The organism is Maritimibacter sp. DP1N21-5 (assembly GCF_019218295.1).
Taxonomy (GTDB): Bacteria; Pseudomonadota; Alphaproteobacteria; order Rhodobacterales; family Rhodobacteraceae; genus Maritimibacter.
Map to the genome: position 1 here is coordinate 541,963 of NZ_JAHUZF010000006.1, position 23,830 is coordinate 565,792.

A 23,830-nucleotide genomic window follows, 5' to 3' on the forward strand; every position below is an offset into this window, starting at 1 on the left:
TGCGGTCCCGCTTTTTTCTGATACATGCACACATCACGGATTCGCAGTATTCGGGGGAGGGGCCATGACTGAGGTCTTCGATCACACCGAGATTCCGCTGCACGGGAAACCCGCCATTCTCCAGCGTCTTTTCGGCTGGATCATGCTGGGCGTTCTCGCGGCGTTTCTCGTCAACAATGTTCTCGTCGTCTATTTTGGCTTCCCCGGCACGGCCACCGTCACCGCCGAGGGCGGTGTTCTGGCCATGGTGCAGGCCGCACTCTACGCGGTCGGGATCGCCATCGCCGCGGTCTTTGTCCTGATAACGCAGGACCGCTCGATCCGCTGGGACGCGCATCGCATCCACATGTTCAACGTCTACCTGATCCGGGCGCTCTTCTGGTCCGTGTTCTTCGTGGGGGTCGTCGATGCCGTCATCGCCTTTGCCCGGGTCGAGGATTTCTTCACCCCGCACTTAGGACAGGACACCGCCCGCGCGCTCGCCCGCGCCAATTGGGTCGGCCCCTATATCCACGCACCCCTCGTCGTGCTGGCCTTCATCGTAGCGCTCTTCACGCGCACGCTGGGCTTCACTTGGCTCGCGCTCCTCATCGTCACCGCCGAGCTGCTCATCGTGGTGAGCCGATTCCTCTTCTCCTACGAACAGGCGCTCATGGGCGACCTCGTGCGCTACTGGTATGCTGCGCTCTTCCTCTTCGCGTCGGCCTATACGCTTTTTGACGAAGGACATGTGCGGGTGGACATCCTCTATGCGGGCATGGGACGCACGCGAAAAGGGCTCTTCAACGCTTTCGGAACCATCCTGCTGGGGATGACGACGGTCTGGGTGATCCTCGCCGTCGGCTTCGGCGGCAGGCAGTCGATCATCAATGCGCCGCTCGCCAACTTCGAGGTAAGCCAGGCCGGACCTTTCGGCATGTTCGTGAAATACCAGATGGCGCTTTTCATCGGACTTTTCGGGATCACCATGCTCATCCAGTTCGTGAGCTACTTCTTCGACGCCGTCGCCGATGCGCGCGACGAACCGGGCCACCGTGAACCGGCCCCATCCGACGCGCATTAAGGGGGCGCCTGACCTATGGAACTGTTTTTCCTTCTGCTGCTTATCGGCATCATGGCCGCAGCGCTGGGCTCGGGCTACCCCGTCGCCTTCGCGCTGCCGGGCGCCGCGATCATCACCATCGGGCTTGCCGCGCTGGCAGGATATCTGGGCGCAGGATCTACCGACGCCTACTTCCACTCGGGCGGACCGCAGCAATGGCTGACGGCGGGGGTGACGAACCTCCGAGGGGTCTATTGGGAGGTCGAGAGGGATACGCTCATCGCCATCCCGCTCTTCATCTTCATGGGCATCATGCTCCAGCGCTCGAAGATCGCCGAGGACCTTCTGGTCACCATGGCGCAGCTTTTCGGTCCTGTGCCCGGCGGTCTGGGCATCTCGGTCGTTTTCGTGGGTGCGCTTCTGGCCGCCACGACGGGGATCGTCGGCGCGACCGTGGTCGCGATGGGCATGATCTCTCTCCCCGCAATGCTGCGCTCGAACTACTCGACGCCGCTCGCCACCGGGACCATCGCGGCCTCGGGCACGCTGGGTCAGATCATCCCGCCCTCGATCGTGCTCATCATCCTCGCCGACCAGTTGGCCTCTGCCGCCGATCAGGCGTCGAACCTGCGCAAGTCGCTTTACACCGAGGCGACCGGCGACCTGCAGATGCCGTCGCTCTTCGACGTGTCCGGCACCTCGGCGGGCGAGATGTTCCTGGGCGCACTGGTGCCGGGCCTGCTGCTCGTCGCGATCTACATGATCTATATCCTCGTCTTCGCGGTGATCCGGCCCAAGGCCGCGCCCGCCGTGCATGACAAGACCCAGAAATGGGACCTCGCCTTCTGGGGCAGCGTGTTCCTGTCGCTCGTGCCGCCGCTCGCGCTCATCTTCCTCGTGCTCGGTTCGATCATCGGCGGCATCGCCACCGTGAACCAGGCCGGTGCCATCGGTGCGGCCGGTGCGCTCATCATGGCGTCCTACCGCCTGCCGAAACCGGGGACCCGGGCGCTCTTCGGTCCGGCTCTGGTCGCAATCCTCGCGCTGGTGCTCGTGGGTGTGGCCCTGTCGTTCTTCGAGATGAACGTGAAGTCCATCGACACGCCGCAGGACATGCTCGGCATCGCCATCGGCGCTTTCGCCACCGTGCTCCTCATCATCTCTCTGGCTTGGGCCGCGCTTCGCGCGATCCGGATCGAGGACACGCTTCAAGGCGTAATGCTGGAAACTGCGAAGACCACCTCGCTCGTCTTCATCATCCTTCTGGGCGCGGCGATGCTGACCGCCGCTTTCCGTGGCTTCGGCGGCGAAGAGTTGGTGCGCGAGTTCCTCAATGGCATGCCGGGCGGGTTCTGGACCCAGTTCTTCATCGTCATGGCGGTGATCTTCGTCCTCGGCTTCTTCCTCGACTTCATCGAGATCGCCGTTGTCGTGGTGCCGATTGTGGCGCCGATCCTTCTGTCCGACCCCGGCGCGAACGTTACCGCCGTCTGGCTTGGCGTGATGATCGGTCTCAACCTGCAAACGAGCTTCCTGACACCACCCTTCGGCTTCGCACTCTTCTACCTGAGGGGCGTGGCGCCGGCCGTGGTGCGCACGATGCAGATCTACAAGGGCGTCGTGCCCTTCATCGGGTTGCAGCTTCTTGCGCTGGTCATCGTGGGGACCTATCCGCCCCTCGTGAACTACCTGCCGAACCGGTCGAGCTTCCTGTCGGAAACCGCACCGCCGCCGCGTAACCCGAAACTGCAACTCTGCATCGAGGATTACGTCGGCGCCGAACTGGCCCGCGATCCCTCGACCTCGCAGGCCATCGAAGCCGCGCGTGCGCTCGATCTGTCGGTCTTGCCCGAGGATATGGCCGAGGACTTCGCCGACGGTGTGACCGCAGCGGAAGAGGCCGTCGCCGGCATGGCGGAGATCAAGGAAACCGACGACGCCGTGCTGGCGGCTGCGGTCGCCTATCGACCGGTCCAGACCCAGGTGCGGTCTCTCGAAAAGCAGATCCGCCGGATCGTCGAGGAACGTGACGTGAAAACGACGACGATCGGTCGCCTGCGCGGCGAGTCGTTCGAAGATCGCCGTGCGGAATTGCAGGCCGAGGTCGACGCGCTCGATGCCGAGATCGCTGCGCTCGAGACCCAGATTCCCGAGGACTGGGACGCGACGCACGATACCTTTGCGGAGCTGACCGCCGCCGAGGAAGACGCGCGCAATGCCTATCGCCGGTCGGCGGACGACGCCTACTCCGGTCCGGCCGAGGTTCTTGCCGTGCTGGAAGCGAGCGACGCCTTCTTTGCGCTCGAGGAACCTCTGCGCGGATTGCAAGGTCTCATGGAGAACGGGCAGGGCGAAGCCGACGCCGCAACCGTCGAGGAGGTCGAAGGCCTGATCGGTGAAGTGGAAGGCGCGGGCGATGTTCGCTCGGCGCTCGCCAAGGCCCGTCGCGAGCTTGACGAGGACGAGGTGGACCGCGAGGCCGTGATGGAAAACTACGCCGATGCGCTCGCCGAGTATGAAGCGCAGAAAGCGTGGCGGACGGAGGCGGCCGAGGTGCTGCCCGGGGTGCGCGCCTTCGTCACCACCGTGCGCGACACCTTCGGCATTCGCCAGCAGGACCGCTTCACCCGCGAACAGGCGCTCGCCATGGCGCGCTGCGCGGCGGAACACCGGGACGTGTCCCTCAACTTCTGAGGTGGCTTGTACCAATCAGGAACAGGCGCGGGACGAGATCCCGCGCCTGTTTGCATTCCGTGCGGCGGTGGGATTGACCACGTCCCGAAGTGAGAAAAATCCGCCGCGAAAATATGCCGACGCCACGAAAGTTCAGTTTGACGAACGCGCGGGGCTGACGCAGTCTCGCGCCATGCTGATATTTCTCAATGGCTTCCCGGGAACGGGCAAACTCACCATCGGTCAGGCGCTCATGGATCGTCTGGGCGGCAGGCTTCTCGACGTGCACACGCAGATGAACATCGCCTATGCTCTGACCGAGTTCAAATCTCCTGCCTTCTACGACACCGTGCGCGCGGTCTGGGACATTGCCGACGGGCTGATCACGTCACTGCCTGACGATACGCCGGTCATCCTGACCGATGCTCTGCGCGAAGGGTCCGACTGGTCGGCCGAAGCCTGGGCCCGGATCGAACGGCTGGCCGAGGCCCGCGGGCCGCTCTATGTCGTGCATGTCCATTGCGACCCGGACGAGAACGTGCGCCGGATCGGCTCGGCCGGTCGCGAAGCGATGGCCAAGTCGCGCAAGCGGGCGCTCGCCCTGCAATACCACGAAGAAGGCCAACTTCTCATGGGGCGGGATGCCGACCGTGTCCTGTCGCTCGACACCACCGAGCTGACCGCCGAGGAATGCGCCGAAGCCATCGCGGACTGGATCGTGACGAAAGGGGGACCGGCCCAATAAGCCCGGTTCACCCGTCCGATCAATTCCTGACGAAGGCCAGGGTGTTCCCGCGCCCCGCGTAGATCAGCTCGAAGGCGTTGTCGTCCACGTAGGACACGAAGAAGCAGCGGTCGTCGAGCCCGTCTGGTGTGACCAATTGGAACGCGACGCCGTCACCGGGTGCATCCGGGCAACCTTGCATGAACTGCATCATCGCGGGCACGTCCGGGATGCCTTCGTAGACCTCCTCATAGGAGGAGCCGTGAATGACGACTTCGAACTGGCTGTCGTCCGCGGATTTCCAGAACCCTTGGAGCGCCGCGCGCTCGCTCTCGAAGCCGTCCGACGCGGTCTCGAAATAGCTTGTCAGCACGATCTCGGCTTCCTTGCCTTCGTAGGAGGAGAGATCCCCGGTGAAGAGCATGGTCGTGTTCAACTCGCGCGTATTGAGGTCCTCGAGCAGCACGGTGGAGGTGTGGTTGTAACTGGACGCCGTATAGATCCAGCCATCATGGATGAAGTAACAATTGATCCCTGCGTCGAGCACGTCGCAGTGGCTGAAAAGCCCGGTGATGGTGAAGGGCTCGCCATAGGTGCCGCCGGGCGCGGTCTCGACTTCGGGCGAAGTGCGCAAGACGTTACGAAGCAGGGCCGCGCCGCCGGTTTCGGTCTGGGCAGACCCGGTGTCACCGCCGCTGCCGGCCGCGTTTGCCGTGCGGTCCGTGGCCGGTCCGGTGCCGACCTGGGCCGGGTCCTCGGTGGCCGAGAAGGTGACGGTGTGGTCGTCCGCCCCCTCCATCGCGATCTCCACGAACTCCTCTCGGTCGTAGCCCCGCGCGTCGCAGTCCGTGTCCCCGACGATGGTGAACTCCTCGTCGATCGTGCAGAACATATAGGCTTCGTGCTCGAAGGTGATGCCTCGCGCTTCGACCCGGTAATAGTAGTGCGTCTTGGGACCGTCGCCCACGGTGACGCCCTTGCAGTCGCCGGGGTCCACGTTCCACCACCCCTCCGAGGTCCAGTCCTGCGCGCCCTTGTAGCCCACGGCGACCGAGACGACCTCGTCCGTGTCGTTGCAAAAGCGAAGCTCGGCCAGGGCGGCGGTCGGTGCGAGACCCAGCGCAGCCAGCAAGTAAAGCGTCTTCATTCCATCCCCCAAAATTGACAATCCAATGCCTTCCATCCTGCGCCTGACACCGTTCTTGGGCAAGTCCGGCGTGCGGGACCGGCTGGACGGGGGGCAGGGGAACGCCCCCTTGACCAATTCCCGCCCGCGTCCGAGACTCGGCCACCCGGGAAAGATCGCCCCGGGGCGCGTTAGGGAGGAACTGATCATGGCCGAGACACAGGTGGCCGCTACACCACGGGTGCGTGAACTGTCGCGCTACGACTTCCCGGACCTCCACCGTCTTCTCAGCGCCCTGAGCCGCGACAACCCCGTGCCAGAGGGCCCGACGGGCGAAGCGATCCTTTACGAAATTCTCGCGATGCCCGGCACATCGCTCTTCGGCGCGGAATGCGAAGGGCGGATCGTGGCGACCGCGATGCTGTCGATCCTGCCGAACCTTACCTATGGCGGCAGGCCATTGGCCCGGATCGAGAACGTCGTGACGCTGCCCGATTACCGGGGGCGCGGCTTTGCCTCTGCCGTCATGACCGCCGCCATCGACAAGGCGCGGGCCAAGAACTGCGCTGACATTTCGCTGCTCTCGCCCAAGTCGTTCCATGCCGAGGGGTTCTACCGCAAGCTCGGGTTCAAGGACGATACGGTGGGGCTTCATCTTTTCATCGGCTAAACGCCCGAATTTGGCCGCAGGTCCGGCGTAGGGCTGTCGCGACACATGGAAAGGTTGCGACATGACCCCATCACTGATTGCCGGATGCGCCTGGGTGCTGGCCGCCTGTCTCATCGCGCCTTTGCCCATTCGAAAGCAGATCCTGCCGGGAACCGTTCTGGGTCTGGGCGGGATCGCGCTCCTGTTCTGGATCGGGGCCGAGAACGGCTGGCTCTGGACCGCCGTGGGGCTCTTTGCCTTCGGGTCGCTGTTTCGCAACGGGTTCAAGGCGATCCCGGCGCTGATGCGTGGCGAAAAGCTTGAAATTCCGGACCACTGAGGCGGACGGAGAGCGGTTCGTCGCCAAACCGCACCTTGCGGGGCCTGTGTGCAGGCGTTACCCATCCCGCCATGACCCAGTCTCTGCCTCAACCCCGCGGGGCGCTCACGCCCGACCGTGACCTGTCCTCGCTCACATGGATGCGCGTGGGCGGGCCTGCGGACTGGTTATTCCAACCTGCGGACATGGACGATCTGGCGGACTTTCTTGCGGCGCTCGACCCTTCGGTGCCGGTCTTTCCCATGGGCGTTGGCTCCAACCTGATCGTGCGGGACGGCGGCATCCGGGGCGTGGTGATCCGTCTCGGGCGGGGGTTCAACGAGATCGGCGTCGCCGGGCAGATGGTGAGCGCGGGGGCCGCCGCGCTCGATGCCCATGTGGCGAAGAAGGCGGCGGCGGACGGCGTAGACCTCACCTTCCTGCGCACGATCCCCGGCTCGATCGGCGGGGCCGCGCGGATGAACGCCGGGTGCTACGGCACCTATATGGCTGACGTCTTTCGCGAGGCAGAAGCGGTCACGCGGTCGGGCGAGCGGGTGACGCTCACGCCCGCGGACATGAAATTCGCCTACCGCCAGACGGAGCTTCCACCCGATATGATCATCACGCGGGTTACGATGGCGGGGCCGGCGGGTGATCCTGACGCGCTCGAGGCGCGGATGACCGAGCAGCTTGCGAAACGGGATGCAAGCCAGCCGACCAAGGATCGCACGGCGGGATCGACCTTTCGCAACCCTGCGGGCTATTCCTCGACAGGGCAGGCGGACGATACCCATGAACTGAAGGCCTGGAAGGTGATCCAGGACGCCGGGATGCGCGGGGCACGGCTGGGCGGGGCCGTGATGAACGAGATGCACGCGAACTTCCTGACCAACGCCGGGGGCGCCACGGCAGCCGACCTCGAAAATCTGGGCGAAGCCGTGCGAAAAAAGGTTTACGAAACCAGTGGCCTGACCCTACAATGGGAAATCATGCGGGTCGGAGAACCCGGCAAAGAATGAGCGCCGTGAAAACGGCGCCGCATAAGACAACGAACGACAATACTTTCGGATAATAAGCAGAAACGACCGAAAAATCGGTTGGCACAAGAGGCAGACAGTGGGCGATGCGAGCAGGCAGGCCCTCAAAGTCGCGGTACTGAAAGGTGGACCTTCCGCAGAGCGGGAGGTGTCCTTGTCGTCTGGGCGCGAATGCGCCGCCGCGTTGAGGGGCGAAGGGTACGAGGTGGTCGAGCTTGACGCTGGCCCCGATCTCGTCACGCGTCTGTCCGAGATTTCCCCCGATGTCGTCTTCAACGCCCTTCATGGCCGCTGGGGCGAAGATGGCTGCGTGCAGGGTATCCTCGAGTGGCTGAAGATCCCCTACACACACTCCGGCGTTCTCGCCTCGTCCATGGCGATGGACAAGGAAGTGACCAAGGTCATCCTGCGCAACGCGGGCCTGCCGCTTACCGCCTCGGTTCTGGCTCGGAAGGCCGAGATCGAGGCTGCCCATGTGATGGACCCGCCCTATGTGGTGAAGCCCTTCAACGAAGGTTCTTCCGTTGGCGTCTACATCGTGAACGAAGGCGCTAACACGCCGCCCAAGCTGTCGGACGACATGCCCGAGCGGCTGATGGTCGAGGCCTATATTCCCGGACGCGAGCTGACGACCACCGTCATGGGCGATCGTGCGCTCGGCGTGACCGATATCATCTCGGACGGCTGGTATGACTACCATGCCAAGTATTCCGTCGGCGGATCGCGCCACGAAATCCCGGCCGACATTCCCGCCGCCATCACCGAGGCCTGCCTCGACTATGCCCTGCGCGCGCATGAGGCGCTGGGGTGCCGGGGCATTTCGCGCACCGATTTCCGCTGGGACGAGGCGATGGGACTCGACGGGCTCATCATTCTGGAGGTGAACACCCAGCCGGGGATGACGCCCACGTCGCTGGCGCCGGAACAGGCCGCCCATGCGGGACTTACCTTCGGGCAATTCTGCCGCTGGCTGGTGGAGGACGCGTCTTGCAACCGTTGATCGCCACACGTCCCAGCCATGTCCCGCCCCGCCGCGCGCCTGAAAGCGCCGCCGCGCCACATAGCGTGGAAGCGCCTGCGCCCATGAAACCCGGCTTCCTGTCCCGCCGCCGGGCGCAGACCTCGATCCGCCGCGATCCGGCGCCCTCGCGCTGGGCCTACCGCATCCACCGCATGTGGCTCACGCCCTTCTACCGCATCCTGCTGCGCGTGGGGCTCCCGGTGTTTCTGGTCGCTGCGGTCACCTTCGGCTACATTTCCAACCCCGCGAACCGGACGGCCATCACCGACAAGGTGGCTGACGTGCGCGAGTCTATCGAGGGCCGCCCCGAGTTCGCCGTCAAGCTCATGGCCATCGAAGGGGCCTCGCCCGTGGTGGACGGAGCGGTGCGCGACCTTCTTCCTATAGACTTTCCGGTGTCTTCTTTCGACCTCGACCTTGATGCCATGCAGGCGCGCGTCGCCTCGCTCGACGTGATCGAGCATGTCTCGCTTCGTGTCCGGCCCGGCGGGGTGCTCGAGGTCTCCGTGACCGAGCGGGAACCCGCGGTTCTTTGGCGCCGAGCGGGCGGGATCGATATGCTGGACGCGACCGGCCACCGCGTCGCCTCGGTCACCGAACGCGCGGCGCGACCGGAGCTTCCCATGATCGCGGGGCAGGGCGCCGACGAGAGGGTGCGCGAGGCGCTCGCCATACTCGATGCCGCCGGCCCCATCACCCCGCGCATCCGCGGGCTCGTCCGGATCGGAGAACGGCGCTGGGACATCGTGCTCGACCGCGGCCAGACCATCCAGTTGCCCGAGGTCGCGCCCGTTGCCGCCCTTGAACAGGTCCTTGCCCTCGACGAGGCACAGGACCTTCTGGGCCGCGACATCACCACCGTGGACATGCGCACCCCCGCGCGGCCCACGCTCCGCATGACGGAACCCGCCGTCGCCGAACTTCGCACAATCCGCAGCCAGACCACCGGAGCCTCCCCCCGATGACCATGCTCTACGAACAACAGCGTGCGATGCGCGCCATGCGCAAGACCGCGATGCAACGCGGCGTGATCGCGGTGCTCGACATCGGCACGTCCAAGATCGGATGTCTGGTCCTGCGCTTCGACGGGCCCGAGAAGTCCCGGCCGAGCGACGGGGTGGGGAGCCTTGCGGGGCAGTCCGGGTTCCGCATCATCGGGGCCGCCACCACCCGGTCGCGCGGCGTGCGCTTCGGCGAGATCGACGCCATGCAGGAAACCGAGCGCGCGATCCGCACGGCGGTGCAGGCGGCGCAGAAGATGGCGAACATCCGGGTGGACCACGTGATCGCGACCTTCTCGGGGGCGAACCCGCGCAGCTACGGCGTGGCGGGCGAGGTCGAGGTCATAGGGCAGGCGGTCAGCGAAGAGGACATCGCCCGCGTGATGGCCAACTGCGACGTGCCCGATTTCGGCGAAGGGCGGGAGGTGATCCATGCCCAGCCGGTGAACTTCGCGCTCGACCATCGCTCCGGGCTTGGTGACCCGCGCGGCCAGATCGGCAAGTCGCTCGCCGTCGACATGCACCTCTTGACCGTCGATGCGGCCACGGTGCGCAATGTCTGCTACTGCATCAAGCGCTGTGACCTGGAACTCGCCGGGCTCGCCTCGTCGTCCTACACGGCGGGGATGTCGAGCCTTGTCGAGGACGAACAGGAGCTTGGCGCGGCCTGCGTCGACATGGGCGGCGGTGCGACCGGCGTGTCGATCTTCATGAAGAAACACATGATCTATGCCGATAGCGTGCGGCTCGGCGGCGATCACGTGACCTCGGACATCTCCAAGGGGCTTCAGGTGCCCATGGCCACTGCCGAGCGGATCAAGACCTTCTACGGCGGTCTCATGGCCACTGGCATGGACGACCGCGAAATGATCGAGATCGGCGGCGACACCGGGGACTGGGAACACGACCGGCGCACCGTATCGCGGTCGGAGCTCATCGGCATCATGCGCCCCCGAGTCGAGGAGATACTCGAAGAGGTTCGCACACGACTTGATGCAGCGGGATTCGACCATCTGCCTAGCCAGCAGATCGTCCTGACGGGTGGCGCAAGCCAGATTCCGGGCCTGGATGGCCTCGCTCCCCGGATTCTCGGCAATCAAGTGCGCATCGGACGCCCCCTGCGCGTTCAGGGCTTGCCACAGGCCGCGACAGGTGCTGCATTCGCGTCGGCGGTTGGGCTTTGCCTGTTTGCCTCGAACCCTCAGGACGAATGGTGGGACTTTGATATCCCGGCCGAGTCCTACCCGGCGAGAAGCCTGCGCTGGGCCGTCAAGTGGTTCAAGGACAACTGGTAACCACCAGATATCGCTGGGAAGGCGAAATTTCGCGGATTCTTGCCGGGGAACCCCCGGATGTTGGGACTTTTTCGTGTTTTTTGCGTGACCTAGCGGGCGAACGCCGCTAGAGTTGTGGGGAATAGGCAGACGCCGGATCATCCGGGAACCACAACGCCGACGACAAGTCGGGCCACGGAGCGGGAAAATCCCGCGAAAGACGATAGTCACGCATGACGAAAGTCAAAGGACAGGCGGTAGAAAGATCATGACATTGAACCTCACCATGCCGGGTCAGGACCAAGACCTTAAGCCCCGTATCACCGTGTTCGGCGTCGGGGGCGCTGGCGGGAATGCGGTCAACAACATGATCGACAAGGCGCTCGAGGGCGTCGAGTTCGTCGTGGCCAACACCGACGCGCAGGCGTTGCAGCAGGCGAAAGCCCCGGCCCGCATCCAGATGGGTGTGAAAGTGACCGAAGGGCTGGGTGCCGGTGCCCGTGCCAGCGTCGGCGCCGCCGCTGCCGAAGAGTCGATCGAACAGATCGTCGATCACCTCGCTGGCGCGCATATGTGCTTCATCACCGCCGGCATGGGCGGCGGCACCGGAACGGGCGCCGCCCCGATCATCGCGCAGGCCGCGCGTGAACTGGGCGTGCTGACCGTCGGCGTCGTGACCAAGCCCTTCCAGTTCGAAGGCGCGAAGCGTATGCGGCAGGCGGAAGAGGGCGTCGAAGCGCTCCAGAAGATGGTCGATACGCTGATCATCATTCCGAACCAGAACCTGTTCCGTCTTGCCAACGAAAAGACCACCTTCACCGAAGCCTTCTCGATGGCCGACGACGTGCTCTATCAGGGTGTCAAGGGCGTGACCGATCTGATGGTGCGTCCGGGCCTCATCAACCTCGACTTCGCCGATGTGCGCGCGGTCATGGACGAGATGGGCAAGGCGATGATGGGAACCGGGGAAGCCTCTGGCGAAGACCGCGCCATTCAGGCTGCCGAAAAAGCCATCGCGAACCCGCTCCTTGACGAGATCTCGCTCAAGGGTGCGAAGGGCGTGCTCATCAACATCACTGGCGGCTACGACCTCACGCTCTTCGAACTCGACGAAGCGGCGAACCGCATCCGCGAAGAGGTGGATCAGGACGCCAACATCATCGTGGGCTCCACGCTCGACACCGACATGGAAGGCATGATGCGTGTCTCCGTGGTCGCCACCGGCATCGACGCCGTGGAAAGCCACGCCGACGTGCCGCTGCCGCGCCGCTCCTACTCGGAGCCGGTGGGCCGCGAAGCCCGCAGCGCTGCGGCTGCGCCCCGCGCGCAGGACCCCGAACCCGAGCCGGCCCCGGCCTACCAGCCGCAGGCCGAAGCGCAGCCCGCGCAGCACAGCTTCTTCGAGGAAGAGATCGACGCCACGGCCTATGCCGCCGAAGAGCAGGTCGAGAACATCTTCCCGGCAGAGGAAGCCGGCGACGACCAACCCGCTCCGGTGTTCCAGTCGCGTCAGGAACCGGCTTATCAGCCGGCGCCCCAGCCGCAACCGCAGCAGTATCAGCAGCCCGCGCAGCACTACCGGGAAGAGCCCGTGGCCCAGTTCGTCGCCCCCAAGGCGCCGCAACCCGGTCAGCCCTCGGCAGAAGCGCTGGCCCGTCTTGAAGCCGCCGTCAGCCGGACCCGTCCGGGTCAGGGCGGTCAGCCGGCCCCGCAGGGCGACGCCAAGCCGCGTTTCGGGATCAACTCACTCATCAACCGCATGACCGGGCAGGGCGCCGAAGCCCACGCCGAACGGCACGAGCCGCAGGCGGGCCATCAGAGCCGGCCGCAGGCCGCGCCGCATGACCCGGAACAGGAACGAGTGGAAATCCCCGCTTTCCTGCGGCGCCAGGCGAATTGATCGCCCTCGCGACACCAGAACACCTCGTGAAAGGGTCGGCCTTCGGGTCGGCCTTTTTGCTTTTGTATCCGGCACTTATGGCCCGAGGCTCATGCCCTGCGGAACGGCTCCACCATATTTTGTCGGGGGCTGATTTTCCCGCGCCACATCGGGTGTTTTTTGGGCGGCAAACCATTTTGCCTCGAAAATATCTGTGCTAGAAAACGACGCAACACAGGCTGGGGGGAGTTAGCCACCCGGTGAATCACTTGGGTGGGTAGGCGCAAGACATGCAGGGACAAGACCGCGTGATCCGGGGATCGAAGGTCCTCAAGACCGCTGCCGTGCTGGTGCTCGCCGCCTCGCTTTCGGCCTGTTCCGGCGGCGCGTCCGGCGGAGGCGGTATCGGTGGGTTCTTCGGCGGGCTCTTTGGCGACGATCGGGAAAAGAAGCCGATCGAGGATTTCACCGCAGAACAGATCTTTGCCCGCGCCGAATACGAACTCGAGAACAAGAACTTCGAGGAAGCCGCCCGCTGGTACGGCGAAGTCGAACGTCTTTACCCCTATACCGACCTGTCCAAGCGCGCCCTGATCATGCAGGCCTATGCCCATCATCAGGACAAGGAATACGAACAGGCGCGTGCCGCCGCGCAGCGTTTCGTCGATTTCTATCCGGGCGACGAAGACGCGGGCTATGCCACCTATCTCCTCGCGCTGTCCTACTATGACCAGATCGAAGACGTCGGCCGGGATCAGGGCCTGACCTTCCAGGCGCTTCAGGCGCTGCGCGACGTGATCGAGCTTTACCCCGATACCGAATACGCGCGCTCCGCCATTCTCAAGTTCGACCTCGCCTTCGACCATCTCGCGGCGAAGGAAATGGAGATCGGGCGCTACTACCTCAAGCGCAAGCATTACGCCGCCGCCGTGGCGCGGTTCCGCGTGGTGGTCGAACAGTTCCAGACCACGACGCAGACGCCCGAAGCGCTGCACCGCCTTGTGGAAAGCTACATTTCGCTCGGCCTGACCGACGAAGCGCAGACCGCCGGCGCAATCCTTGGCTACAACTTCCAGTCGACCGAGTGGTACAAGGACAGCTTCAATCTGCTGACCAAGAACGGGCTCAAGCCGCAGGCCTCGGGCAACAACTGGCTTGCCGCGATCTACCGTCAGATGATCAAGGGCGAGTGGCTCTAGGCATTCGTCATGCTTCGCAGCCTAGACATCCGGGACATGCTCATCATCGACCGGCTGGAACTGGATTTCCGGCCGGGACTTAACGTTCTCACCGGGGAAACGGGTGCGGGCAAGTCGATCCTGCTCGATTCGCTGGGGTTCGTGCTGGGCTGGCGCGGTCGTGCGGATCTCGTCCGTCAGGGCGCGGAAGAGGGCGAGGTCGTCGCCGTCTTCGACCTGCCCACGGGCCATCCGGCGCGCGCCGTTCTGGACGAGGCCGGGCTTCCCGTGCGCGATGAACTCATCTTGCGCCGGGTGAACCGCACGGGCGGCGCGAAAAGCGCCTGGGTCAATGACCGCCGTGCGTCGGGCGACGTGCTGCGCGCGCTGTCGGAAACCCTTGTCGAATTGCACGGCCAACAGGACGATAAGGGTCTCCTGAACCCGCGCACACACCGTTTGCTCCTTGATCAGTTCGGTGCCCTGGAACCGAAGGTCGAGTCCGTGCGCGCGGCATGGAAGGCGCTCTCCGCTGCTCGCAAGGCGCGCGAAGCGGCCGAGGCCCGCCTCGCCGCCGCCCGCGAGGAAGAGGACTTCCTGCGCCATGCCGGCGGCGAGCTTGAAAAACTGGACCCGCAGCCCGGCGAGGAGGCCGACCTTGATGCCCGCCGCCGCCTCATGCAGGCCGGGCAGCGCATCGGCGAGGACGTGGCGAAGGCCGCGCAGTCGCTCGGACCGGGTGAAGGGGCGGAAGGGCGGATGGGCGATGCCCTTCGCTGGCTCGAAGGGGTCGCCGACCGGGCGGGCGAGACGCTCGATCCGGTGATCGAGGCCCTCAACCGCGCGCTTGTCGAACTGGGCGAGGCGATGCAGGGCGTCGAGGACGCGATGGAAACGCTCGCCTTCGACCCGATGGAGCTTGAGCGCACCGAGGAGCGCCTGTTCGCCATCCGGGGTCTGGCACGCAAGCATGGCGTCGCGCCCGACGACCTCGCCGCCTTCGCGACCGACATCGCCGAAAAGCTCGCCGCGCTCGACAAGGGCGAAGGCGACATTGCCGAGCTGACCAAGGCGGAAACGGCAGCACTTGCTGCCTATGACGCGGCTGCGGCGGCGCTGACCGGGGCCCGCACCGAAGCGGCCACCCGGCTCGATGCGGCGATGGGCGCCGAGCTTGCGCCGCTCAAGATGGAGCGCGCGGTCTTCACCACCGAGATCGCGGCAGGAGACGCGGGGCCCGAGGGGCGCGACGAGGTGACCTTCACCGTCGCCACCAACCCGGGCGCACCGGCGGGCGCGCTCAACCGGATCGCCTCAGGAGGTGAACTCTCGCGTTTCCTGCTGGCGCTCAAGGTCTGCCTGACACGGGATGCCGAAGGGCTGACGATGATCTTCGACGAGATCGACCGGGGCGTGGGCGGGGCCACCGCCGATGCGGTCGGGAGGCGGCTCAAGGCGCTCGCCGACGAAGGGGGGCAGGTGCTGGTCGTCACCCATTCGCCGCAGGTCGCGGCGCTTGGTGCCCATCATTGGCGGGTGGCCAAAGCGGTCGAGAACGATATGACCCTGTCGCGGGTCACGCCCTTGGGCGCGACCGAGCGCGTGGACGAGATCGCGCGCATGATCTCCGGCGACACGATCACCGACGAGGCCCGCGCCGCGGCGGCGAGCCTTCTGGGCTAAGGAACGGCTCTCAGTCGCGCGGCCGATCCACATCTTCCTCGCGCACTTCCTTGTCTGACGGGGGCACTTGAAGCGACCGGGGCGGCGGCATGTGACCGGGCCCGAAGAACTTGCGCCAGAGCGGGCGAATGTCCATCGCGGCCACCGCGACCCCCAGGGGCAACATCCAGAAGCCGATGACCGGCAGGAAACCGAAGACACCCCCGACCATCAGAAGCAGCCCCACCAGGACCCGCGTGCCGGGGGGCAAGCGGTGCTCTGCATGGTGCAGGGTCCGGTTCCAGATGCGTCTGATTGTCTCTGCGTTGACCTTTGGTCGTTTCACGTCCTGACCATTTTGCCGGGGTTCAAGATGCCCCGGGGATCGAGCGCGGCCTTGATGTCGCCCATCACGGCCCAGGCCTCGCCATGTTCGGCCTCCATATATGCAAGCTTGCCTATACCGATGCCGTGTTCCCCGGTGACAGTCCCGCCGAGCCGCAGCGCCCGTTCGCTCATTCGCGAACCCAGCTTGCGCGCCACCTCGAGCTCGGCGGGCTGTTCCGGGTCAACCAGCAAGATGGCGTGAAAGTTCCCGTCGCCCACGTGACCGAGGATCGGCCCTAGCATACCGCTTTCGGCGATATCCGCCTGCGTCTCCGTGACCGCCTCGGCGAGCCGTGAAATCGGCACGCAAACGTCGGTGACCAACGCCCGACAGCCCTTGCGCAGCCCGAGACAGGCCCAATAGGCATGGTGGCGCATGGTCCAGAGCGCTGTGCGGTCCTCGGGCCTGATCGCCACCTCTACGCCATGTGCCCCGAAGTCCGCGACGATCTCGGTAAAGCGCGCGGCGTCGTCGGCGACGCCGTTTTCCGTGCCGTGGAACTCGACGAAAAGATGCGGCGTCTCGGGCACGTCGGTGCCGGAATAGGCATTGACCGCGCGCACTGCGTCCGGGTCGAGAAACTCGATCCGCGCCATGGGCAGGCCCATCTGGATCACCGCGACCACCGCCTCGACCGCCGCGCTCATGTCGTCGAAGGCGCAGATCCCGGCGCTGATCGCCTCGGGCTGGCCCTGAAGCCGCACGGTCATCTCGGTTATGAGGCCAAGCGTGCCTTCGGATCCGAGGAAAAGCCCCGTGAGGTCATAGCCGGCCGAGGATTTCCGCGCCCGCGTCCCGGTGCGGATGATCCGACCGTCCGCAAGCACCACTTCCAGCGCCAGCACGTTGTCGCGCATGGTCCCGTAACGCACCGTCGTCGTGCCCGAGGCCCGCGTCGCCGCCATCCCGCCGAGCGAAGCATTGGCCCCCGGATCGACGGAAAAAAACATGCCCGTCGTCCTGAGTTCGAGGTTCAGCGCCTCCCGCGTGATGCCGGGCTGGATCACCGCGTCCATGTCGCCCTGATGCACTTCGAGCACGCGGTTCATCCGACCGAAGTCCACCGTCAGCCCGCCGCGAATGGCCGAGGTATGCCCTTCGAGCGAGGTTCCCGCGCCGTAGCCGACGATCGGAATGCCATGCCCGTGACACAGGGCCGCGAGCTTGGACACCTCCTCGGTCGTCTCGGGATAGGCGACCGCCTCCGGCGGCGCCGCAGGGAAGTAGGTCTCCGATCCGCCATGGGCGTCCAGATCGGACTTGGAGCGGGTGATCCGATCCCCTAGAACCGATTGCAACTCGGGCCAAGCGGCTTGAATGCTCATCAATCGTCGTCCTCGTAGTGGTCGACGCAATCTAGACAAGCGGTGGGGCATTAAAAAGCCCCGGGGTGGGGCTATGCTGAATGATGCGAAAGCGCGCGCACGCCAGGGGATCCTGGCCGCCGTCGCCTATCGCAATCGCGTGCTCCATGTGATCCGCACGCAGGGACCGGGTCAGGCGCAGTTCTGGGTCATCGCCCTGATCATCGGGATCGCCGCCGGCACCGCAGCGCTCTTCTTCCGTAAGGGGATCGAGCGCTTGCAGGCCTTTCTCTACGGCACCGACGACGTTGCGCATCTGCACAGCTTTGCCGAAACGCTGCCTTGGTTCCTGATCCTCGTCCTGCCTGCGGTGGGCGGGCTGATCGTCGGAATCGTGCTCAACTGGACCACGAACGACGGGCGGGTGCGCTCGGTGGCGGACGTGATCGAGGGCGCGGCGCTGCGTGAAGGACGGGTGGAAAAGCGCGCCGGGGTCGGCTCGGCGATCGCGAGCTTCATCACGCTCGCCACCGGCGGATCCTCGGGGCGCGAGGGTCCGGTCGTGCACATGGCAGCCGTCATGGCCACATGGGTTTCCGCCCGGATCAACGCCTCGGCGATCCATTCGCGCGACCTTCTGGGTTGTGCGGTCGCTGCCGCCGTGTCCGCGAGCTTCAATGCCCCCATTGCGGGTGCGCTCTTCGCGCTGGAGGTGGTCCTGCGTCACTTCGCCGTCCATGCCTTCGCCCCCATCGCCATTGCGAGCGTCGCGGGGACAGTGATCAACCGGCTGGAATATGGCGGCGTGAGCGAGTTCGTCCTCCCCGACAAGGGCGGGCTCGCCTTCTATGTCGAGCTGCCCGCTTATCTGCTTCTGGGCGTCGTCTCGGGCGTCGTCGCCGTGGCGCTCATGAAGGCGATCTTCTTTGCCGACGACATGGGAAACCTGTTCCTGCGGATGACCCGGATGCCCCGCGTGCTGCGCCCCGCGCTGGCCGGGCTGATGCTGGGTGCCATCGCCATCGTCTTTCCCCACATCATCGGGGTTGGCTATGAGACCACCGCGCGCGCCATCACCGGTCAGCTCGTCCTGCACGAGGCGGTGGTCTTCGCCATCCTGAAGGTCATTGCCGTGGCCATCACCATGGGCGGGCGCATGGGGGGCGGGGTGTTTTCTCCTGCGCTTATGGTCGGGGCGCTGACCGGGCTGGCCTTCGGGCTCATCGCCACGGCGATCTTTCCCGATGTTTCCGGGAGCGAGACCCTCTATGCGCTGGCGGGCATGGGTGCGGTGGCCGCCGCCGTGCTGGGCGCGCCGATCTCCACGACCATGATTGTCTTTGAACTCACCGGGGACTGGCAGACCGGGCTTGCGGTCATGGTCGCCGTTTCGATTTCCACCGCCATCGCGTCACGGCTGGTCGACATGTCGTTCTTCCTCACGCAGCTTGAGCGGCGCGGCATACACCTTGCCGCCGGGCCCCAGGCGTGGCTGCTCGCCACGCTTCCCGTGGCCAAGGTCATGCGCAAGAAGGACGACCCGAAAGCGGCGAGCGAGGTGGAGTGCTGGGCGTTGATCGAGGACGGCGTCTATGTCGACGGGAACGCCACGCTGGAGGTCGCGATGCCGATCTTCGAGGCGTCGGGCGCGGCCTTTCTTCCCGTCGTGACCTTGGGCGGTGAGGGCGACAGCCCGGGGTTGTGGGGGTCGCTTCACCATGTGGATGCGCTAAAAGCGGTGAACCTGAAACTCAGCGACACGGCGCGCGAAGAGCACAGTTAGCGCATCACCACAGGTCCGGGTCGTCAAAGGCCGGGACGGCTCGGGCGGGCGCGGGCAGGGGCGTGATCGGGGCGCCTGCCAGGGATTGCGCAATCCATCCTTCGGACTGCGACAGGGCTTGCGGGGCGGGGACAACGTCGGTCGTGACGGGGGCGAAGCCGACCTTGCCATAGAACGCGATGTCGCCGTAGGTCACGACAATCGCCACGCCCTCGGCCGCGAGCCGGTCGAGCGCGGCCCGAATGAGGGCCTGCCCGATCCCGTGTCCCTGAACGGCCGGGTCCACGGCCACAGGAGACAGGAGCGCAACACCGCGCGGATCGTCGTAGGTAAGGGGCGTGAAGCAGATCGCACCGGCGATGCGACCGTCGAGCCAGGCGGTGAAGACATCAGCGCCCTCGTCGATCAGCCGGGACACGAGACCGGCAATCGCGGCCCCTTCGTCCACCCCTTCGGAGGCACCGAAACTGCGGTCGAAAAGCCCCACGACCTGCGCCGCGATGGCCTCGGCCCCACGCCGTATCTCGGGCTGCGTCACAGTTGTTCGACCGTCACCTTGCCGGTGTAGAAGGCCAGATGGCCCGCGATACGCTCCATCCCGTCCTTGGGCGTCTCGTAGGACCAGGCCGCGTCCTTGATCACCGTGGATTTCGTCGGGATCGAGAAATAGGACGCTTCGCCTTTCCAAGGGCAGGTGGTCTTGGTCTCGGAGGGCTCCAGCATCCGCATCGCGATGTCGTCGCGCGGGAAGTAGATCACCGGGGGATAGTCGCCTTCGACCAGCTCGAGCGCGTCGCGGCTTTCGCCCAGCACGGCCCCGCCGGCGCGCACGACCCAGGTGCCCTGCGCCTTGTGTATCCTGATATGGTCGCTCACTGTCTCGTCTCCCCTTCGCATTTCGGAACCCTAACAAGGGTTTCATGACCCCGACGTGTCATTCCGGCCAAATGGCTGTGGCATAGTGGCGCATGTGCGCGGCCCTGCACAGTGACAGGGACGCACAGACCTTTGGCCGGTCTGTCACAGGGGCGCACAGGCCCGCGCGAGCCAGAGCCGCGCCGCGCCCGTCACCTTTGACCCCAGTTTGTCGAGGCAGGCTCGGTGATATGCGTCGAGCCAGGCGCGTTCGCCCGCGTCAAGCATGTCGGGCAGGATCAGACGGCGGTCGATGGGCACATAGGTCAGCGTCTCGAAACACAGGAAATCCCGGTCGTCGCCGCCGGGCAGGCGGTCCGCCTCGCGCACGGCGATGAGGTTCTCGATCCGGATGCCAAAAGCGCCGTCGCGGTAATAGCCCGGCTCGTTGGACAAGATCATGCCGGGTTCGAGCGGCACGTCAGACAGCCGCGACAGGCGCTGCGGCCCTTCATGAACCGAGAGGTATGACCCGACGCCATGCCCGGTGCCGTGGTCGTAATCCATCCCCGCGAGCCAGAGCGGATAGCGGGCGAGCGCGTCGAGATGCGCGCCGGTCACGCCACGCGGGAAACGGGCACGCGAGATGGCGATCATGCCCTTGAGAACGCGAGTGAAGGCCGCGCGTTCGTCGGCGTCGACGTCGCCCACCGGCAAGGTGCGGGTGATGTCGGTCGTGCCGTCGCGGTATTGGCCGCCACTGTCCAGCACGACGAGGTCGCCCTTTGCAAGCTGCCGGTTCGTTTCCCGCGTCACGCGGTAGTGGATGACGGCGCCGTGGGGGCCGGTGCCCGAAATCGTCTCGAAACTGATGTCCTCGAGCGCGTTGGTGGCCCGCCGGAAGCCTTCGAGCTCGGTCACGAGGTCGATCTCGGTCAGCTCGCTCTCGGGCAGGGTCGCATCATACCAGTGCAGGAATTCGACCACCGCGGCCGCGTCGCGCAGATGGGCGGCGCGGGTGCCGTTCAGTTCGGCTTCGGTCTTGCGCGCCTTGGGCAGGGCGCAGGGGTCGGCCTCCCAATGCACAGGGATGCCCTTCTCGGCCAGAAGCTGGCCCACCGCATGGGGGGCCGAGGTCCGGTCCACGCGGACAGGGCCCGACAGACCCTGCAAGGCTGCCGGAAACGCCTTGGGCCCCGTGACGGTCACGGCGTCCATCTCGGCAAGGGGGCCAAGGTCGCGGTCTTCGGTGAAGACCGTCACATGCCCGCTTTCTGTCAGGATCGCCATGGCCTGGACCACGGGGTTGTGCGCGATGTCGCGGCCCCGGACATTGAGCAGCCAGCAGACGGAATCGGGCAGGGTGATCACCACCGCCTCGTCACCGTCATCACGTAGGGTCCTGGCGATGATCTGGCATTTTTCCTGCGCGGAGACGCCCGTCAATTCAATCGGTTGCTCGCTGATCGCCTCGGCTGGCGGGGCAGGGCGGTCTGTCCAGATCCGGTCCACGAGGTTTGCGACGGGATGCACGCCAGCCCCGACCTTGGCGAGCGCCTTGTCGATGGCTTCGACCTCGCGCGTGGTGTGGAGCCAGGGGTCGATGCCCACACGGTTGCCGGTGTTGAGCCGCGCGGCCAACCAGTCCCCGGCTGTCGTCTCGGGCCAGTTCACCGGGGTGAATTGCGCCAGATCGACCTGATCGCTCACCTGCGAGCGGTAGCGACCGTCGATGAAGACGCCCGCCTCGTCCCTCAGCACGATGCAGAAACCAGCCGAGCCGGTGAACCCCGTGAGCCACGCAAGCCGCGCGTCGCATTCGGCGACATATTCGCCCTGGTAGACGTCCGCGCGCGGTACGATGAAGGCGGCGAGCCCCTCCGCCTTCATCTCGGCGCGCAGGGCCGCGAGCCGGGCCGCACCATGGGCCGGGTCCGCGGTCGTTTCGAACCCCTGGAACATCAGGACGCGCGCCTTATGCCCATGATCCGCGCCCGGGCGCGCGGGTCGCTGTCGAAAAGCGCCGCAAGCTGCTCGGTCATCGCGCCAGCGAGTTGTTCGACGTCGGTGATCGTCACGGCGCGATCGTAATAGCGCGTCACGTCATGCCCGATCCCGATGGCCAGAAGCTCGACCGCCTTGCGCTTTTCCACCATCGCGATCACGTCGCGCAGGTGTTTCTCGAGGTAGTTCGCCGGGTTCACCGAGAGCGTCGAATCGTCCACCGGTGCCCCATCCGAAATGACCATCAGGATCTTGCGCGCCTCGCGCCGGTTCACCAGACGCCGGTGCGCCCATTCGAGCGCCTCGCCGTCGATGTTTTCCTTGAGCAGCCCCTCTTTCATCATGAGGCCAAGGTTGGCCCGCGTCCGGCGCATCGGGGCATCGGCGGATTTGTAGATGATGTGGCGCAGGTCGTTGAGGCGTCCGGGGCCCTGCGGGCGACCCTCGGCCAGCCACGCCTCGCGCGCCTGTCCGCCCTTCCACGCGCGGGTGGTGAAACCGAGGATCTCGACCTTCACCGCACAGCGTTCCAGCGTGCGAGCAAGCACGTCGGCACAGATCGCGGCGATAGAGATCGGGCGGCCACGCATGGAACCGGAGTTGTCCAGCAGGAGCGTCACCACGGTGTCGCGAAACTCGGTGTCCTTCTCGACCTTGAACGAGAGCGGAGTCGTAGGGTTCGCGACCACACGGGCAAGGCGACCCGCGTCGAGGATGCCCTCTTCCCGGTCGAATTCCCAGCTTCGGTTCTGCTGGGCCTGAAGGCGGCGCTGGAGCTTGTTGGCGAGCCGGGACACAGCGCCTTTCAAGGGCTCCAGCTGCTGATCCAGATAGGCGCGCAGGCGTTCCAGTTCGGCGGGCTCCGCGAGGTCCTCGGCGGCGATCTCCTCGTCATGGGTGTCGAGGTAGACCCGGTAATTCGGATCGGCGTCCGAGGGGGGCGGGGGCGGCGGCGGCTCGTGGGGGGCGTCCGCATCGGGCATCTCCGCCTCCTCGGTGAACTCCTCGTCGGCGAGGTCGTCCATCGAGACCTGCGCCTCGGACTGGTCCTGCTGTTCCTCCTGCGAGCGTTCGCTGTCGGCCTCCGACGTGTCGTCGTCGTCAGAGTTTTCTTCTGAACCCTGCTCTTCCTGCTGGTCGCTGTCTTCCTCGGCCTCGTCGGTTTCGTCCTCGTCGGTGTCGTCCGGGTCGTCGCCCAGCTGGTCGCCATAGCCCAGATCATCGATCACCCGCCGTGCGAACCGAGCGAAGGCAGACTGGTCGTCGAGCTTGGTCTGCAGGCTTTCGAAGGTTTCGCCGGCCTGTCCCTCGATGTAGTCGCGCCACAGGTCGAGCACCTTGTTCGCGCCCGCGGGCAGGGCCCGCCCGGTGGCCGCCTCGCGCACGAAGAACCCGGCCGCTTCCGCAAGAGGCGCGTCCGTCTGTTGGGTCAGGCCGAGGTAACCCTTGCGCAGGCTTTCCTCGGCAATCTTGTGGTCGATGTTCGACGCCGTGCCGGGCATGACACGCGCCCCCATCGCCTCGCAGCGAGCAGTTTCCATCGCCTCGTAGATCGCCCGCGCCATGTCGCCCGAGGGCGCATATTTCGTGTGGGTCGCCCGGTCATGGTAGCGGTGTTTCAGCGCCAGCGCATCCGCCGTGCCGCGCGCCAGAAGCACCTCGTCGCGGCTCATCCGCCGGGTCACCTGCGGCAGGCGCATCGACTCTCCTGACACGCCGGAAGGGTCCACGGAATAGGTGATGGTCAGGTCACCGTCGTCGGCCATGACCTTGGTCGCTTCGGAAAGCGCCTTCTTGAAGGGATCGGCCGGGTTGTCGCTGGATTTTGCCATGCTTGGGTTAAATCACCGGGCCGGGGCGGGGGCAAGCGGTGACGCGCAGGCGAGACCGGCGGGCCCCTGCGCAGGC

Annotated in this window: 20 protein-coding genes; 13 read left to right on the forward strand and 7 right to left on the reverse strand. The window is 65.7% G+C overall.

The features are described from left to right. Positions 1 to 64 precede the first annotated feature (64 nt). From KJP29_RS10260 to KJP29_RS10270, 3 genes are all read left to right on the forward strand, one after another. Positions 65 to 1,063 carry a TRAP transporter small permease subunit gene (locus KJP29_RS10260; protein WP_218463466.1) on the forward strand — a complete coding sequence of 333 codons (999 nt, stop codon included), beginning with the start codon at positions 65 to 67 and terminating at the stop codon, positions 1,061 to 1,063. A gap of 15 nt (positions 1,064 to 1,078) precedes the next feature. Further along, positions 1,079 to 3,736: a TRAP transporter large permease subunit gene (locus tag KJP29_RS10265; RefSeq protein ID WP_218463467.1), complete on the forward strand. Its 2,658-nt coding sequence runs from the start codon at positions 1,079 to 1,081 to the stop codon at positions 3,734 to 3,736. Between the two features lie 172 nt (positions 3,737 to 3,908). After that, the gene (locus KJP29_RS10270) at positions 3,909 to 4,460 is read left to right on the forward strand and encodes an AAA family ATPase (protein ID WP_218463468.1); all 552 of its coding nucleotides are present in this window, start codon (positions 3,909 to 3,911) and stop codon (positions 4,458 to 4,460) included. Between the two features lie 19 nt (positions 4,461 to 4,479). Here KJP29_RS10270 and KJP29_RS10275 read toward each other — a convergent pair whose 3' ends face one another. Continuing rightward, positions 4,480 to 5,586: a DUF1036 domain-containing protein gene (locus KJP29_RS10275; protein ID WP_218463469.1), complete on the reverse strand. Its 1,107-nt coding sequence runs from the start codon at positions 5,584 to 5,586 to the stop codon at positions 4,480 to 4,482. A 187-nt stretch (positions 5,587 to 5,773) separates the two neighbouring features. Between KJP29_RS10275 and KJP29_RS10280 the strand changes: the two genes are divergently transcribed. The 9 genes from KJP29_RS10280 (at position 5,774) to recN (ending at position 15,609) form a co-directional block, all read left to right on the forward strand. Next, positions 5,774 to 6,235: a GNAT family N-acetyltransferase gene (locus tag KJP29_RS10280; protein WP_218463470.1), complete on the forward strand. Its 462-nt coding sequence runs from the start codon at positions 5,774 to 5,776 to the stop codon at positions 6,233 to 6,235. Positions 6,236 to 6,296: 61 nt separating this feature from the next. Then, positions 6,297 to 6,554 carry a DUF2484 family protein gene (locus KJP29_RS10285; protein ID WP_218463471.1) on the forward strand — a complete coding sequence of 86 codons (258 nt, stop codon included), beginning with the start codon at positions 6,297 to 6,299 and terminating at the stop codon, positions 6,552 to 6,554. Positions 6,555 to 6,625: 71 nt separating this feature from the next. Next, positions 6,626 to 7,555 carry a UDP-N-acetylmuramate dehydrogenase gene (gene murB / locus KJP29_RS10290; protein WP_218463472.1) on the forward strand — a complete coding sequence of 310 codons (930 nt, stop codon included), beginning with the start codon at positions 6,626 to 6,628 and terminating at the stop codon, positions 7,553 to 7,555. A 97-nt stretch (positions 7,556 to 7,652) separates the two neighbouring features. Then, the gene (locus tag KJP29_RS10295; protein ID WP_218463473.1) at positions 7,653 to 8,573 is read left to right on the forward strand and encodes a D-alanine--D-alanine ligase; all 921 of its coding nucleotides are present in this window, start codon (positions 7,653 to 7,655) and stop codon (positions 8,571 to 8,573) included. A gap of 83 nt (positions 8,574 to 8,656) precedes the next feature. Next, complete coding sequence (locus KJP29_RS10300; protein ID WP_218463474.1) at positions 8,657 to 9,559, forward strand: cell division protein FtsQ/DivIB; 903 nt, start codon at positions 8,657 to 8,659, stop codon at positions 9,557 to 9,559. Further along, a complete protein-coding gene (ftsA, locus tag KJP29_RS10305) occupies positions 9,556 to 10,890 on the forward strand; it encodes a cell division protein FtsA (protein ID WP_218463475.1) in 1,335 nt (444 codons plus the stop codon). The genes KJP29_RS10300 and ftsA overlap by 4 nt, the downstream gene beginning before the upstream one ends. 247 nt (positions 10,891 to 11,137) lie before the next feature. Further along, on the forward strand, positions 11,138 to 12,769 hold the full coding sequence (ftsZ, locus tag KJP29_RS10310; protein WP_218463476.1) for a cell division protein FtsZ: 1,632 nt from the start codon (positions 11,138 to 11,140) through the stop codon (positions 12,767 to 12,769). A 269-nt stretch (positions 12,770 to 13,038) separates the two neighbouring features. Further along, positions 13,039 to 13,947, forward strand: coding sequence for an outer membrane protein assembly factor BamD (locus KJP29_RS10315; protein WP_218463477.1), 909 nt, complete (start codon positions 13,039 to 13,041; stop codon positions 13,945 to 13,947). Positions 13,948 to 13,956: 9 nt separating this feature from the next. Further along, positions 13,957 to 15,609: a DNA repair protein RecN gene (gene recN, locus KJP29_RS10320; RefSeq protein ID WP_218463478.1), complete on the forward strand. Its 1,653-nt coding sequence runs from the start codon at positions 13,957 to 13,959 to the stop codon at positions 15,607 to 15,609. A 10-nt stretch (positions 15,610 to 15,619) separates the two neighbouring features. Here recN and KJP29_RS10325 read toward each other — a convergent pair whose 3' ends face one another. Beyond that, positions 15,620 to 15,934 carry a hypothetical protein gene (locus KJP29_RS10325; protein ID WP_218463479.1) on the reverse strand — a complete coding sequence of 105 codons (315 nt, stop codon included), beginning with the start codon at positions 15,932 to 15,934 and terminating at the stop codon, positions 15,620 to 15,622. Then, positions 15,931 to 17,301 (reverse strand): FAD-binding oxidoreductase, encoded by a 1,371-nt coding sequence (locus KJP29_RS10330; RefSeq protein ID WP_218463480.1) that lies wholly within the window; start codon positions 17,299 to 17,301, stop codon positions 15,931 to 15,933. Before KJP29_RS10330 ends, KJP29_RS10325 begins: the two co-directional genes overlap by 4 nt. A 73-nt stretch (positions 17,302 to 17,374) precedes the next feature. Here KJP29_RS10330 and KJP29_RS10335 point away from each other — a divergent pair, with 73 nt between their 5' ends. Next, positions 17,375 to 19,063, forward strand: coding sequence for a chloride channel protein (locus KJP29_RS10335; RefSeq protein WP_218463481.1), 1,689 nt, complete (start codon positions 17,375 to 17,377; stop codon positions 19,061 to 19,063). A gap of 4 nt (positions 19,064 to 19,067) precedes the next feature. On the opposite strand, the gene KJP29_RS10340 is transcribed toward KJP29_RS10335, so the two are convergent. The 4 genes from KJP29_RS10340 to cobT form a co-directional block, all read right to left on the reverse strand. Continuing rightward, complete coding sequence (locus tag KJP29_RS10340; RefSeq protein WP_370630862.1) at positions 19,068 to 19,601, reverse strand: GNAT family N-acetyltransferase; 534 nt, start codon at positions 19,599 to 19,601, stop codon at positions 19,068 to 19,070. Next, positions 19,598 to 19,939 (reverse strand): DUF427 domain-containing protein, encoded by a 342-nt coding sequence (locus KJP29_RS10345; RefSeq protein WP_218463482.1) that lies wholly within the window; start codon positions 19,937 to 19,939, stop codon positions 19,598 to 19,600. Before KJP29_RS10345 ends, KJP29_RS10340 begins: the two co-directional genes overlap by 4 nt. Before the next feature lie 144 nt (positions 19,940 to 20,083). Beyond that, the gene (locus tag KJP29_RS10350; protein WP_218463483.1) at positions 20,084 to 21,880 is read right to left on the reverse strand and encodes an aminopeptidase P family protein; all 1,797 of its coding nucleotides are present in this window, start codon (positions 21,878 to 21,880) and stop codon (positions 20,084 to 20,086) included. Continuing rightward, complete coding sequence (cobT, locus tag KJP29_RS10355) at positions 21,880 to 23,754, reverse strand: cobaltochelatase subunit CobT (protein WP_218463484.1); 1,875 nt, start codon at positions 23,752 to 23,754, stop codon at positions 21,880 to 21,882. Before cobT ends, KJP29_RS10350 begins: the two co-directional genes overlap by 1 nt. Positions 23,755 to 23,830: the final 76 nt, after the last annotated feature.

Coding starts and splice junctions, on each gene's coding strand:
- KJP29_RS10260 (WP_218463466.1), top strand. CDS start 65: ATGACTGAGGTCTTCGATCACACCGAGATTCCGCTGCACGGGAAACCC.
- KJP29_RS10265 (WP_218463467.1), top strand. CDS start 1,079: ATGGAACTGTTTTTCCTTCTGCTGCTTATCGGCATCATGGCCGCAGCG.
- KJP29_RS10270 (WP_218463468.1), top strand. CDS start 3,909: ATGCTGATATTTCTCAATGGCTTCCCGGGAACGGGCAAACTCACCATC.
- KJP29_RS10275 (WP_218463469.1), bottom strand. CDS start 5,586: ATGAAGACGCTTTACTTGCTGGCTGCGCTGGGTCTCGCACCGACCGCC.
- KJP29_RS10280 (WP_218463470.1), top strand. CDS start 5,774: ATGGCCGAGACACAGGTGGCCGCTACACCACGGGTGCGTGAACTGTCG.
- KJP29_RS10285 (WP_218463471.1), top strand. CDS start 6,297: ATGACCCCATCACTGATTGCCGGATGCGCCTGGGTGCTGGCCGCCTGT.
- murB (WP_218463472.1), top strand. CDS start 6,626: ATGACCCAGTCTCTGCCTCAACCCCGCGGGGCGCTCACGCCCGACCGT.
- KJP29_RS10300 (WP_218463474.1), top strand. CDS start 8,657: ATGAAACCCGGCTTCCTGTCCCGCCGCCGGGCGCAGACCTCGATCCGC.
- ftsA (WP_218463475.1), top strand. CDS start 9,556: ATGACCATGCTCTACGAACAACAGCGTGCGATGCGCGCCATGCGCAAG.
- ftsZ (WP_218463476.1), top strand. CDS start 11,138: ATGACATTGAACCTCACCATGCCGGGTCAGGACCAAGACCTTAAGCCC.
- KJP29_RS10315 (WP_218463477.1), top strand. CDS start 13,039: ATGCAGGGACAAGACCGCGTGATCCGGGGATCGAAGGTCCTCAAGACC.
- recN (WP_218463478.1), top strand. CDS start 13,957: ATGCTTCGCAGCCTAGACATCCGGGACATGCTCATCATCGACCGGCTG.
- KJP29_RS10330 (WP_218463480.1), bottom strand. CDS start 17,301: ATGAGCATTCAAGCCGCTTGGCCCGAGTTGCAATCGGTTCTAGGGGAT.
- KJP29_RS10335 (WP_218463481.1), top strand. CDS start 17,375: ATGCTGAATGATGCGAAAGCGCGCGCACGCCAGGGGATCCTGGCCGCC.
- KJP29_RS10350 (WP_218463483.1), bottom strand. CDS start 21,880: ATGTTCCAGGGGTTCGAAACGACCGCGGACCCGGCCCATGGTGCGGCC.
- cobT (WP_218463484.1), bottom strand. CDS start 23,754: ATGGCAAAATCCAGCGACAACCCGGCCGATCCCTTCAAGAAGGCGCTT.